The sequence below is a fragment of the Leptospira yasudae genome, from assembly GCF_003545925.1.
Taxonomy (GTDB): Bacteria; Spirochaetota; Leptospiria; order Leptospirales; family Leptospiraceae; genus Leptospira; species Leptospira yasudae.
Window position 1 is genome coordinate 26780 of sequence record NZ_QHCU01000005.1, and the last position, 12353, is coordinate 39132.

12 protein-coding genes and 2 pseudogenes are annotated in these 12353 nt (G+C 46.3%); 9 read left to right on the plus strand and 5 right to left on the minus strand.

Annotated features, from left to right (window positions below):
- On the minus strand, window positions 1–1041 hold the full coding sequence (locus DLM76_RS14350; protein WP_118965636.1) for an MBL fold metallo-hydrolase: 1041 nt from the start codon (window positions 1039–1041) through the stop codon (window positions 1–3).
- Window positions 1042–1279: 238 nt separating this feature from the next.
- Here DLM76_RS14350 and DLM76_RS14355 point away from each other — a divergent pair, with 238 nt between their 5' ends.
- The gene (locus tag DLM76_RS14355) at window positions 1280–2497 is read left to right on the plus strand and encodes an adenylate/guanylate cyclase domain-containing protein (protein ID WP_241548255.1); all 1218 of its coding nucleotides are present in this window, start codon (window positions 1280–1282) and stop codon (window positions 2495–2497) included.
- Window positions 2498–2536: 39 nt separating this feature from the next.
- Here DLM76_RS14355 and DLM76_RS14360 read toward each other — a convergent pair whose 3' ends face one another.
- On the minus strand, window positions 2537–3352 hold the full coding sequence (locus DLM76_RS14360; protein ID WP_118965637.1) for a helix-turn-helix domain-containing protein: 816 nt from the start codon (window positions 3350–3352) through the stop codon (window positions 2537–2539).
- A gap of 96 nt (window positions 3353–3448) precedes the next feature.
- On the opposite strand from DLM76_RS14360, the gene DLM76_RS14365 reads away from it, so the two are divergent.
- Window positions 3449–3823, plus strand: a complete 375-nt coding sequence (locus DLM76_RS14365; RefSeq protein WP_206610258.1) for a hypothetical protein — start codon at window positions 3449–3451, stop codon at window positions 3821–3823.
- 49 nt (window positions 3824–3872) lie between these two features.
- Entirely contained in the window at window positions 3873–4718 is an 846-nt protein-coding gene (locus DLM76_RS14370) for a class I SAM-dependent methyltransferase (protein ID WP_118965638.1), read from the plus strand.
- 533 nt (window positions 4719–5251) lie between these two features.
- Here the strand turns inward: DLM76_RS14370 and DLM76_RS14385 are convergent.
- On the minus strand, window positions 5252–5602 hold the full coding sequence (locus DLM76_RS14385; RefSeq protein ID WP_118965641.1) for a DUF3147 family protein: 351 nt from the start codon (window positions 5600–5602) through the stop codon (window positions 5252–5254).
- 126 nt (window positions 5603–5728) lie between these two features.
- On the opposite strand from DLM76_RS14385, the pseudogene DLM76_RS21905 reads away from it, so the two are divergent.
- Both DLM76_RS21905 and DLM76_RS22170 read left to right on the plus strand, forming a co-directional pair.
- Window positions 5729–5905: pseudogene (locus tag DLM76_RS21905) on the plus strand (transposase); the annotation flags it as partial.
- Window positions 5850–7187: pseudogene (locus tag DLM76_RS22170) on the plus strand (transposase); the annotation flags it as partial. The pseudogenes DLM76_RS21905 and DLM76_RS22170, both read left to right, overlap by 56 nt.
- 3 nt (window positions 7188–7190) lie before the next feature.
- Here the strand turns inward: DLM76_RS22170 and DLM76_RS14400 are convergent.
- Window positions 7191–8054, minus strand: coding sequence for a flagellar hook-basal body protein (locus tag DLM76_RS14400; protein ID WP_118956831.1), 864 nt, complete (start codon window positions 8052–8054; stop codon window positions 7191–7193).
- Window positions 8055–8183: 129 nt separating this feature from the next.
- Window positions 8184–8618: a peroxide-responsive transcriptional repressor PerRA gene (perRA, locus tag DLM76_RS14405; RefSeq protein WP_118965642.1), complete on the minus strand. Its 435-nt coding sequence runs from the start codon at window positions 8616–8618 to the stop codon at window positions 8184–8186.
- A gap of 160 nt (window positions 8619–8778) precedes the next feature.
- Between perRA and DLM76_RS14410 the strand changes: the two genes are divergently transcribed.
- The 4 genes from DLM76_RS14410 (at window position 8779) to DLM76_RS14425 (ending at window position 12343) form a co-directional block, all read left to right on the plus strand.
- The gene (locus DLM76_RS14410; RefSeq protein WP_118965643.1) at window positions 8779–9345 is read left to right on the plus strand and encodes an ankyrin repeat domain-containing protein; all 567 of its coding nucleotides are present in this window, start codon (window positions 8779–8781) and stop codon (window positions 9343–9345) included.
- The gene (locus DLM76_RS14415; protein WP_118965644.1) at window positions 9342–10790 is read left to right on the plus strand and encodes a catalase; all 1449 of its coding nucleotides are present in this window, start codon (window positions 9342–9344) and stop codon (window positions 10788–10790) included. The genes DLM76_RS14410 and DLM76_RS14415 overlap by 4 nt, the downstream gene beginning before the upstream one ends.
- Before the next feature lie 224 nt (window positions 10791–11014).
- Window positions 11015–11779: an SDR family NAD(P)-dependent oxidoreductase gene (locus DLM76_RS14420; protein WP_118965645.1), complete on the plus strand. Its 765-nt coding sequence runs from the start codon at window positions 11015–11017 to the stop codon at window positions 11777–11779.
- Between the two features lie 51 nt (window positions 11780–11830).
- Window positions 11831–12343 carry a winged helix-turn-helix transcriptional regulator gene (locus DLM76_RS14425; RefSeq protein ID WP_118965646.1) on the plus strand — a complete coding sequence of 171 codons (513 nt, stop codon included), beginning with the start codon at window positions 11831–11833 and terminating at the stop codon, window positions 12341–12343.
- Window positions 12344–12353 lie beyond the last annotated feature (10 nt).

Sequence of the window (12353 nt, forward strand, 5' to 3'; positions counted from 1 at the left end):
TTACTCCTTTGGCAGCGATCTTTCATTCCAATTCAACATGCCGCCTGCCATGCTAGCCGTGAACTTGTAACCCAATCGAATGCTTTCTTCCGTGGCTTGTCTGGATCGTTTTCCGCTGCGACAGACAAACACGATTTCTTCGGAACGGTTTCCGGTTTGTAAATATTTCGTTAGCTCGGAACCGAGAGGCAAAAGTTGAGCCGTATTGATATGGCCTAACGCGCCGTGAAATTCTCCGGGATAACGCACGTCGATGATCTTTACTCTTCCGATGTTCTCGAATACGTCCTCCGTCGAAACGACGGGGATTCCCGATACGACCTGAGGGTTCATCACCTTTACGGATTCCAATTTGCCGCAGGCTAAATTGACGGGAACGGCAAGATGCATTTTCTTCGGAGTCGCAAGTTGAAGTTGTCTCATGATTCGCAGGAAATCCTCTTTGGAACGGTCGCCTCCGATTCTCGGATTCAATTTTTTTTCCAATCCGATCGTTGAAAAACTTAGGCCTTGATAATCGTGACCCGGATACACTTGTGTTTCCTCCGGAAGAGAAAAAAGCCTCTGCGTTATGCTGTCATAAAGCTTGGAAGCTGACCCGTCTTGGAAATCCGTTCTTCCCGTTCCGCGAATCAAAAGAGAATCTCCTGTAAAGATCATTCCTTCGAAGAAATAGCTCATGCACGCGTTCGTATGTCCCGGTGTCGCGATCGCTGTGATTTTTTTGTTTCCGAGCAGGAGTTCTTGTCCGTGTTCGAGGGAAATATCCGCGCAATCGATTCCAGCGTCCGCGCTTATGGCCGTTCTTGCGATCGTGTTCTGACGAATTTCATCGGCTCCGCTGATATGGTCCGCGTGAATATGCGTTTCTAAGACGTAGACGAGATGAAGATTGAGGTCGCGGATCAGCTTTAGATCCCGTTCCACGGTTTCCCATACCGGATCGATGATCGCCGCTTCTTTCGTTTCCCAATCGGCGATGAGATACGTATAGGTCGATGACTGAGTTTCAAAGAGTTGATAAAATAGAATGTCTTTCATATTCGTAAATTATAATGTTCATCAGTATTCCGAATTGGATCGAGCGCGAGTTTTCGAAATTCGATTCGGCTCGTTCAACTTTCGGAAAGATGTTCATTGTTGGGTAGCATAGCTCGCATAAAAACATCCGCCTTGTATAATTCTGCAGCTTTGATTAAAAAAGAAGAGTTCTCACTTTAAAACTTTTTTGCAGGATTGCAGTATTATACAAGCGACCGAATTTTCGAAGGTTATTCTATTGGAAGACCGTATCGGAAATATCGTTTCGATCGTCTATCGAGGGTATATGGTATCGAATGTACAAACTGCGGAACGCGAGAAACTTCACAAGAACGGATTGATTCTTTTTTCGATGGCCTTCACCGTTGCCGGCTTTCTGTGGAGCTTTCTCTATTTCCGGTTGGGTTTTCCTCAATCGGCTTTGATTCCGGGGTGGTATGCGATTCTGAGCTTACTCAGTTTACTCTTCGTATTCGTCACAGGTAAATACGTGGCGTTTCGATTTCTTCAGTTTCTATTTATATTAATTCTTCCCGTGCTGTTGCAGTTGAGTTTAGGCGGATTCGAAAATTCGGGAGGCGTAATCATCTGGGCGATTCTCTGTCCTCTCGGAGCGCTTTCCTTCGCTCCGATTCGACAAGGCCTCGTATGGTTCGGGTTGTTTCTGATCGTTTTGGCTTTAACCGGATTGGCGGAATTTTATCTGCGGTTGCCCACTCCGAAAGTGGAGCCGAACCTGAGAATTTTGTTCTTCGTAATCAACATCGTCGGGGCGGGCACATTGACGTTCTTCAGTTTGTTCTATTTCATTTCCAAAAATAAACAAGAACACGATCGTGCGGAAAATCTTTTGTTGAATATTCTTCCCGCTCCGATCGCGGATCGATTGAAACGAAATCCTTCCACGATCGCGGACGGTTATCAAAGCGTCTCGATCCTGTTTGCGGATATAGAAAATTTTACGGTGATCTCGCAACAAGTATCGCCGGAGGTATTGGTGCATTTTTTAAACGAAGTATTTTCTCACTTTGATACTCTCGCCGAGAAATACCGAATGGAGAAAATTAAAACGATCGGCGACGCGTATATGGTCGTTGCGGGAATTCCGATTTGGGACGAGGCTCACGCCGACGCGGCGATGCAGATGGCGATTGAGATGCAGAAGTTCACGAAGACGATGCGGGACCCTTCTTCCGGAAAAATTTTGCGGATTCGAATCGGGATTCATTCCGGACCCGTCATTGCCGGTGTGATCGGTAAAAAGAAATTCGCGTACGACCTTTGGGGAGACGCTGTGAATACTGCGAGTCGATTGGAATCGCACGGAATACCGGGGAGAATTCAAATTTCCGAAACGACATACGCATTATTGAGCGATAAATCCAACATAGAACTCAGCCGATCCGTGGATGTAAAAGGAAAAGGAACGATGACCACGTATCTCAGTTACGAATAAGAAACTTTCACCAAAGGACGCGGTCTTTTTTTACCGCGATCACCAAGATTCAGCGTAACTCGCCGGAACTTCTATGAACGACTTCAACTGCCTTGTGCTTCTGAAAATTTCGGAGGGAGGCAGACCGAACGTAGAGCGGAAGGTTCGCGTAAAATGAGCCGAATCGAAAAATCCTGCCCGGTGCGCCGCGTCCGTATGGCTCATTCCGTGTAACAACGAATAGACGGTCAATTTAAGACGGAACCAAGTGCGAAACGAATGAAACGGAATGCCGACTTCCTTTTTAAATTGGTGCTCCAAGTTGGAAACGGACATTCCTGCGATTTCCGCCAAATCTTTTGCGGAATGGTCCTCTTGCGGCATCGAAGTGATTAAATCGACGATCTTTTGAATTCTTTCATCGATAACCCGCGATTCCTCATCGGCTAAAGGAGGAATTTGATTCAACAGCTCCACCAGCGACTCATCCGAGTCCGTCTTCAAGATTTGATTGATCTTATCGAAGAGTTGATCCTCTTCCTGCAGAGTTATAAAGATTCCTTGATTTTCCTTTTCCCGGTTGGAGGCTCTTAAGAATTCGTAATTGGGACTGCTTAAGTCCATAAAAAGAAGAACACAAAACCCGCCTGAAAATCGAATGGAATGATCCACCATCGGCGGAATTAAAACGGAACGAAAACTCATCCAATCCGAATCGTTCAGAGAAAGTTTAAATTCTTCATCTAAGCCGATACAAACAGTCGCTGCGGCTCTGCGGCGCAGAGTTAAATCCGGTAGATAACCCGCAAACAGACAACGGCTTCCCCAAATGCAAATTCTTTCCTGACGTACGAGCGGTTTTGAATCCAGTTTCATGATAGAGGCCTGTTAGTTTTTTCTCGACCTTGCAGAATTATACAATGAGCTTTCGACGACTGCAAATATAATCCATGGCATAAAGGAGAACTTTAGATGAATCAATTATTAACCCGGATCAAGAGTAAATCAATTTTTGCTTTACTCATCGGAACCTTGCTCGTGTCGCCGACGATCGTCTTTGCGGAAAAAGCATATCTTGAAATTACATTAAAGGTAGATGCAAGCGATCGATCAGCCGCAGGAGAAGTCTATGAAAAATTCAGGAAACCTTTTCTGAAACAAATCGCGGGAGCGAAATCGAAAGAACTATTGCTGCGGGACGAGGATGTTCAAGTGTTGCATGTCTTTGCGAACCGAAAACAAGCCGAAGCATATCTTACGAGCGAACTGTTTGCGAAAGATATCGTGTCTGCTTTGAAGCCTTTGCTCAAAGCGAATCCCGAAATCCGAATCTACTCTGCGCCGTAATCCGAGTGAAAACGAATATAGATGGAATAACTCAACAGGATTTGCATATATGATACAACAATCTTCCGATTCTAAATTGGAAAATCCGAACAAAACATTATGGGAGAAGGGCGACTTCACGGAGATTGCCGCGTTCATGCGGCAATCGGGTGAGAAGCTCGTTGAATCACTTGCGATACAACGACCTTCACGCGTATTGGATCTTGGATGCGGAGATGGAACGACGGCGGTTCCTCTTGCAAGAACGGGCGCGCATGTTCTTGGAATCGATATAGCGGAGAATCTTGTTCGAGCGGGGAATCAAAGAGCCGCCGAGGCCGGACTTTCTCTGCTTACGTTTCAAGAAGGAGATGCCTGCAATCTGCAAGGGATCGCGGATCATTCGTTTGATCTTACTCTTTCCGTCTTCGGCGCTATGTTTGCTCCCAGACCCTTTGACGTCGCAAGCGAGATGGTTCGGGTTACCAAACCGGGAGGTCGTATCGTGATGGGGAATTGGATTCCGAACGATTCCACTTCCTTTGTTTCGCAACTGTTGGCGATCAGTTCATCTTATCTTCCGTTGCCGCCGGAAGGTTTTGTGAGCCCTATGACTTGGGGTGTCGAAGCTCGTGTTATAGAATACTTCGCAAAGGCCGGAGTTCCTATCGAAAGAATTTCTATGATCAAAGATACGTACAACTTTCAATCACCGGATAAAACTCCGGAAGATCTTGTCGAGTTGCTCGGTCGATTTTACGGACCTACGATGAATGCGTTTGAAGCCGCGGAAAAAAACGAAAGAGGGAAGGAGCTAAGAAGTCGACTGATCGCGCTCGCAAATGAGCAGAATCAAAGCAAATCGAACGGAGTTTTGATACCAGCCACGTTTTTGCGGGTAACGGTTTATCTTTGAGGAAGAAAGGCCTTTCGGTCGGGTATGGATGTTGGTACGATCATCCGAGATGCGAACGGATTCATCTCAAGAATTAAAGCGACGTTCTCTTGTGATCTTGTTCGGAGTAACGATTCTTTTGATTCCGATATGGTCCGTAACATAGCAGAGAAAGAAGTTCAAAAAGCCTATGGAAAGTTTTTTGAGGATGGAGAGAATCGACGGCCTTAACTCGTTTGCGATTTCGGGGGAATGATTTCCGGGAACCGATCGGAACCTCCGGCTGCTTTGAACGGGAACTCTCCGTTGTATTCTTGAATATCGTGTATTCCGCTTTGTTAATGCGAATCAACGGAAGTTTTCGATTCGTGAACGGTCGATGTGATTTCGTGAACATGAAAACCCGCGCGATGGTTTGCAGCTCGTTCACATTCCGCAAAGAATTGAGTCAATTGAATCTATTGGGCGTACCTAAAAGTTTTATGGAACGAAAAGTTGGACTCGTTTGGCAAATGGAACGCGTGTATTCGTAAATGGTGTTTCCATTGAACGCCTTAGAATAACGTAATTCCGAATTTCTCCAGAAGTAGGTTAAAGCTGAAGAAAAGTAGAACTGTCAACGCGGTGCTGATGCCGAGCGAGGGCCAGAAACCATAAGAAGAATACAGCTTTGGAAAAACAAGAAACATGGGCAGGGTAGGGATTACAAACCAAAACGTATAATAGGCGTGATTCGATATCTTGTCCGGATCGGCTTTTTCCAATTGTAACCAAAGAAGAGTTAAAATCGTAACGATAGGAAGGGAAGCAATCAATCCTCCAATTCGATCGTTTCTTTTCGCAATCTCGGAAATCAAAACTACCAATCCGGATGTTACAGCGTATTTGAATATAAGATACAGCATAGATTCTGCCTAATTCTTTACAGTAATCTCTTTTTCCGAGTCTTTTTAGATTTATCGTTCGTGAATCTTCTCCGGCTAACATACCCGAACGAAATCAGGAAGATAGGGTTTGTGTTCGGGTTTCTGCTGCTGAAAACTTCGTTCGGTACTTATTGCTATCTAAGGCCGGAGAACTCGACGCTCTATTGAAACGAGTTTTCGTTTCTCAAAAACGCCAGAGTTCTCGGTCTTGATATTATATCAGAGAATCAAGGTCTGTTGGGGAAAAGTTCGAGTAATTATTTACCTATCTCTTCAGTGTAAAGACAACCGTGACCACAAACTCACCTTAGTTCCCGAACCTAAGCCACTAAGTAAGCAGACTAAAATGAAGATCGCTCAGGATCTGAGTTTTAGTACCGCAAAAATTTCCACACCCTCAGCACCTACCAAGTCATCACGTCCTAAATCTCTAACGTCAGCACAACTTAAAGAGAAGCGCAAGAACCCAGCAATCAACATCGACTTCTTTACAAACCTCACTAAGAAGATCCTGAATGATTTCTACCCAAAGTATTGCCCTAACTGCCCAGGCAAACTGCTGACTAAAGAGATCTCAACTCAACCTGAATTGATCCGTTGTGAGAAGTGTAGATATCTTACTTCCCGAATTAGCTATACGATTTTACACCACATGAAACTCCCGCTTTGGATGTTTGGATATGTCTTCTACGAGAGTATGATTCAGCATCCTAAAGTAGTCACTTCAACAGAGATCAGTAAACGACTGAAGATCTCCTACAAAGGTGCTTCAATGCTGAAGAAAAGATTTCAAGTCTTCGCTTCACAACAACTTCCTAAATATCAGAAGCTCACCTTTGATGCACTCGACAGAGAGTTCAAAGACTTCTCCTTACCACCTGATGAAGATACTGATATTACTGAAATCATGGAAAATCGTCCATACGTCTGCGCTGATACAGTAGTTTTGTATTCAGCAAGTCAGAGGGCTAATCAGGGTAGGAGACGCTATCGCCACTCTGGTTCTACATCATCCATTTACCTTTCAGACAAACTTGGAGGCAGACAAGTAGGGATGTTAGTGCATACGATTGCTGTAAAGAATGGTCCCGTTTTCTTTCACAGCGTTCCAAATCAGAAGATGGGAACGTTAGGTCCACTTATTAAGAATCATCTTCCTATACAAACTCCCTTAATGACTGATGAAGGTTATCCTTGGCTTTGGGGTATATACAAAAATCATCGAAGTGTAAATCACTCGGCTCATTCTAAAGATGCTCGTTACCGTTGGGCAAGAAACAGATGGAGTAAAAATGGAGTCCATTCGCAGGTGGCAGAGGCAAATCACAGAGTTTTGAAATCTGCTTTTTCTTCTTACTGTTACATCCGTCCTGAGAATTCTACTCGTTATTTGAATGAGTTTTCCTTTCTCAAGAATGCTCATGTGTTTGGGTTGGATGTGATTTGTGAGAATGGAGAGATGCTTGCTGGTGAAGTTGATGAGGGAAGAGGGGTGAGGTGGGGATCTCATCGGGGGAAAACCGGAGGCCCTTCCAGGCCAGCGGTCTGTTTTCCACCGAAGGGATATTTATCTCAGAACCTCATTGATGAGTTTACCGAGCAAGCTGTCTTGCGTCTGAACCGTCTTTTGATTCGCTTCGTAAGAACGGTTGACTTCGATCATTTCCACCATTTCGGTCACGACGCTCACGTTAGACGCTTCGAGATACCCTTGCAGAACGGAAGGCTCGTCTTTAAAATCGAAAGGTGTGGGTTCGCCGGATTCGGGGGTGTCGGCATAAAAAGAATCGCCTTCTTTATCTAAGTGGCGCGGATTTTCAACGGTGCGGATTTTGATCTTATCCAAAAGGACGGGAGTTTCAAAACGGTTCTTCTCAATGGAAGTGCCGTTCACGGGATCGTTTCCGATTTCGCCGTTGATCCACACTTCGCCGTTCTCCTTGATTAAAAAATTACCGCGTGCGACCCGGATCGGACCGTTTTCTCCCATCAAAGGAAAGCCTTGCGGGGTGACGAGATAACCGTTCGTGTCCATGATGAAAGCTCCGCTTCGAGAAAGACGCTCTCCTCGATTTGTCATCACGCTGAAGAACGCCGGATGTTCGCTGCCGGGTCTGTCTTGCAGCATAAGATCGAAAGGATTCTCCGTTTTTTTAACGGCTCCCTGTTCGAAGCGAGTATAGACTTCGTTCACTTCTCCGCCTAATCCGAGTTTGCCGACTACGGGAGCGGTGTCGAAGGAACCCATAGGCACCTTGCCGACTCCGTCTTCGTCGAATCGATGAAGCAGCAGTTCGGGGAATGTCTTAAAAACGGTGGTGTCTCTTTTAAAGGCGGTCTTATCGACGTTGGCGAGATTGTTCGAAATCACGTCCATTCTCGTTTGCTGGATAATCATCCCGTTGGCGCCTGTGTACATTCCTCTGAGCATAATCGATCTCCTGGTTCAATTTAAAGATCGACGTTTTCGGAAATTTCCCAAACGATTTTGAAGACATAAGGGAGAATTTCGGGAATTTTTATCGCGGAGCGGGGTAAGAAGAAGCCCTGAGAGACGGGGTTACTTCTTCTTACCTTTGAGAGTGATGAGCAGGTTGCAGTCTTTGAGAGAGGTTCCCGTTTTCGTTTCGAAATCTTTTTTCAGTTCCGCCAAAACGGCTTCTTCCAGTTTAGAATCCAGATCGATATCGAAGATTTCTCCCGTTTCCTCGTCGACCGCATGATGATGATTGCTGACGTTCGAATCGTATAAAGTGATTCCCGACTTCAACTCGAGAAGATTCACGATTCCCTTTTCCGCAAACAGTTTCAAATTATTGAATATAGTAGCGCGGGAAGCGTTCGGCATGTGTTCGTTTACCAATTGAAACACTTGATCCGCGGTCAAATGTTGCGGCTCGGACAAAAGCAGATTTGCCATCTGTAGCCTTTGAACCGTCACATTGATTCCAGCGTCTTCCAGAATCTTTTTGCTTCTTTCGTACGAATCCTTCATAAGATCACTCTCTCACGGACCTCGATTTTTGTCACTAATTTAGACTAATTCTAAAAAAAGACTTGAACTAATTTTTACTAATATTAGAATTAGTCTAAATTGAGAATCAATTTTAAAAATTAAAATTATGGATTAATTCTTTGATTTAAGGCAGTTTAGAATGAAATCTTCAGTTCAGAACCAATCTGCAGAAAGCCTCGGAAGTCACGTTTCTCGGGAGGCTTTGTCCGAATTTTCCCAGGCTTGGCTCGCTTACAAGAACAGTATGAAGGCGCCCGATCCTTGTTTCGATTTCGCGAGGAATGGCGATGTGGACGGTTTAGCGCGTCACTTGCGTTTCGAATCGCAGATCGACGAAGCGGATTCCAAGGGTTACACCTTACTCATGTTAGCCGCTTACAATGGAAGGGAAGAAGCGGTCCGATTTTTGATTTCCAAAGGCGCGGATGTGAACTCAACGGACGCGGCCGGAAATTCGATCCTGATGGGGGCGGCCTTCAAGGGTCATACCGAAATCGTTCGGCTTCTTCTGGAATCGGGAGCGGATAAGAATTATCGAAATCCGAAAGGGCAAACCGCCTTGCAGTTTGCGAATCTGTTCGGCCGCACCGAAGTCGCGGAATTGTTAAGCGAATCCTCGACAAACGGTCGTTTGGTGTTCTTCGGAACCTTTCTCAAAGCCTGGATTTTATATCTTTTTCAAACCATACAAGGAGCAAAACAATGAGTCGAAAAACTCTTACCACGGCCGGAGGTCATCCGGTTCCGCAAAACCAACATTCCGTTTCGGCGGGTCCGCGAGGTCCGCTTCTGATTCAGGACACGCATCTCATCGAAAAGCTCGCGCATTTCAATCGGGAAAGAATTCCGGAACGAGTCGTTCACGCAAAAGGCGCGGGCGCGTACGGAACCCTGACGATCACTCAGGATCTTTCCCGATATTCGAGAGCGGCCGTGTTCTCCAAGGCGGGAAAACAAACTCCCTTGTTCTTGCGATTCTCCACGGTTGCGGGCGAGAAGGGTTCGGCGGATACGGAACGGGACCCGAGAGGTTTTGCGATCAAGTTTTATACCGAAGAAGGAATCTGGGATCTTGTGGGTAACAACACTCCCGTATTCTTTGAAAGAGATCCCCTGAAATTTCCGGACTTCATCCATTCTCAAAAAAGAGATCCGATCACCGGTTATAAGAATCCGTTCCGTATGTGGGACTATTGGGCCAAGGCTCCCGAAGCTTTGCATCAGATGACGATCCTTTTCGGAGACAGAGGAATTCCGGACGGCTATCGTTTTATGAACGGATACGGAAGTCATACATTCGGACTTTGGAATGCTAAGGGAGAACGTTTTTGGGTGAAGTTTCATTTCAAATCGATGCAGGGAATCAAAAATCTCAGCGGGGAGAAAGCGGCTGCGTTAGCCGGAACCGATCCCGATTACGCGACGAGGGATCTGTTCGAAGCGATCGAACGTAAAGAATTTCCGAAGTGGAAGTTCTGCGTTCAGATCATGCCGGAAAAAGAGGCGGAAACCTATAAATTCAATCCATTCGATCTGACAAAGGTCTGGTCTCACAAAGATTATCCTTTGATCGAAGTCGGAGTCTTGGAGCTGAACGCGAATCCCAAGAATTACTTCGAAGAAGTGGAACAAGCGGCGTTCTCTCCTTCGAACATGCCTCCCGGAATCGGAGCTTCTCCCGATAAAATGCTGCAGGGAAGATTGTTCGCTTATCCGGATGCGCAGAGATATCGTTTGGGGGTTCAATACCAACAACTTCCGGTCAACAGACCGAAAAATTCCGTGAACGCGTATCACAGAGACGGAAGCGTTAAGTTTCAATACGACGGTGACTACGACAACTACGAACCGAACGGTTTTGAAGGACCGGTTCAGGATTCTTCCTATGCGGAACCTCCGCTGAAAATTTCCGGCGACGCGGATCGTTATGATTCTCACAAGGAAAACGACGATTATACGCAAGCGGGAGATTTGTATCGTATGATGAAGCCGGAAGAACGGGAAAGGCTGACTTCCACGATCGCTTCCACGATGAAGGGGCTGCCGAAGGGTTTGATCGTCGCGAACGTAAAACATTTCTATCGCTGCGATCCCGAATACGGAACCAAGTTGGCCGAAAAAACGGGCGTGGGAGTAAACGAGATCCGATAAGACGAAAACGAAAAAATTCAGTTCGTTTTTTGAAAACGAATCGAGTTGCAAAAAAAGAAAACTCCGAGGAGGGGAAGCGCCGCCAAAAGCGTTTCTTCTCTTTTTTTTATATCCGAGCTTCGTTTTTTCAGGATTTTTAATTAAAAAGTGGTTGCAAAATTAAACCAGATTCGGTCCAAAATAATGTAGTTTTATTATTAAACCAGAATCAGGGAGAAACCATCATGAGATTCAAGGATAAGAACGTTTTGATCACGGGCGGCAACAGCGGGATCGGATTGGCGACGGCAAAGTTATTCGTAGCGGAAGGTGCGAACGTAATCATTACGGGAAGAGATCCAAAGACTTTGGACGCGGCCGTTCAGGAATTGGGACCGAAGGCAAGGGCGATCCGTGCGGACGTAGTCGATCACGATCAAAGAGAATCGCTCTTTCAATCGATCCGGGAAGAATTCGGGGAGCTGGACGTCGTGTTTGCGAACGCGGGAATCATGAAGCCGACGCCCGCAGGTCATACGAACGAAGCGACCTTCGAAGAAGTGTTGAGCGTGAATGTTACCGGAGTTTTTCTTACGATCCAATCTTCGCTTCCTCTTCTCAAACGAGGTTCTTCGATCGTGCTAAACGGTTCCGTCATCAGTACTCTCGGAGTCGCCGGTGTGAGCGCGTATGCGGCGAGCAAGGCGGGTGTGCGCGCGATGGCGAGATCCCTTGCCGCGGAGTTGAGTCCCAAAGGAATTCGCATTAACACAGTCGTTCCCGGTGCGACGAAAACTCCGATCTGGGGAAGTTCCGAATCGGCGGACGCAAGACTTTCCAGTCTGACCGCTTCGATTCCTTTACGAAGAGTGGGCAACGCGGATGAGATCGCAAACGTGGTCGCCTTTCTCGCATCGGACGATTCTTCGTATGTGCAAGGAGCCGAGATCATCGTGGATGGAGGCACGAGCAGTTTGCCGGCGGGTGCGCCAATTTATCTTGCCAAGTAGGAAGCGATTTCCGAGATTCAACGTAGGATCGGATTCGAGGAGGACCTTGTTGTGAAACGCAAAAATCTTGAGGAAGACGATTGCCCGATCGCAAGGTCCCTTTCTTCGATCGGAGAATGGTGGTCTCTTCTCATTCTTCGCGATGCGTTTTTAGGCAAACGAAGATTCGGCGAGTTCGAAAAAAGTCTGGGACTCGCCAAGAATATTCTCAGCGCGCGTTTGCAAAAGCTCGTCGCCGAAGGAATTCTGGAGATCGTTCCCGCTTCGGACGGCAGCGCCTATCAGGAATATTCTCTTACTACGAAAGGAAGGGATTTGTTTCCGATTCTCGTTTCCCTCAGACAATGGGGGGAAAAATATCTCTTCGATAAAAAGGAACTGGGTCAGGTTCTCGTGGACGAACGGAATCAGAAACCGATTCAAAAGATAGAGATCAGATCCCAAGACGGCCGATCTCTCGCCTCGAAGGACGTAAGGCTTCTTTTTTTGGATCAATCCGCCGTCAAACGTTCGACTTCACCCGTAAAACGCGCGGTCTCATCCGCCAAAAAATCGAAACGATGAACTTGCTACG

Coding starts and splice junctions, on each gene's coding strand:
- DLM76_RS14350 (WP_118965636.1), bottom strand. CDS start 1,041: ATGAAAGACATTCTATTTTATCAACTCTTTGAAACTCAGTCATCGACC.
- DLM76_RS14360 (WP_118965637.1), bottom strand. CDS start 3,352: ATGAAACTGGATTCAAAACCGCTCGTACGTCAGGAAAGAATTTGCATT.
- DLM76_RS14365 (WP_206610258.1), top strand. CDS start 3,449: ATGAATCAATTATTAACCCGGATCAAGAGTAAATCAATTTTTGCTTTA.
- DLM76_RS14370 (WP_118965638.1), top strand. CDS start 3,873: ATGATACAACAATCTTCCGATTCTAAATTGGAAAATCCGAACAAAACA.
- DLM76_RS14385 (WP_118965641.1), bottom strand. CDS start 5,602: ATGCTGTATCTTATATTCAAATACGCTGTAACATCCGGATTGGTAGTT.
- DLM76_RS14400 (WP_118956831.1), bottom strand. CDS start 8,054: ATGCTCAGAGGAATGTACACAGGCGCCAACGGGATGATTATCCAGCAA.
- perRA (WP_118965642.1), bottom strand. CDS start 8,618: ATGAAGGATTCGTACGAAAGAAGCAAAAAGATTCTGGAAGACGCTGGA.
- DLM76_RS14410 (WP_118965643.1), top strand. CDS start 8,779: ATGAAATCTTCAGTTCAGAACCAATCTGCAGAAAGCCTCGGAAGTCAC.
- DLM76_RS14415 (WP_118965644.1), top strand. CDS start 9,342: ATGAGTCGAAAAACTCTTACCACGGCCGGAGGTCATCCGGTTCCGCAA.
- DLM76_RS14420 (WP_118965645.1), top strand. CDS start 11,015: ATGAGATTCAAGGATAAGAACGTTTTGATCACGGGCGGCAACAGCGGG.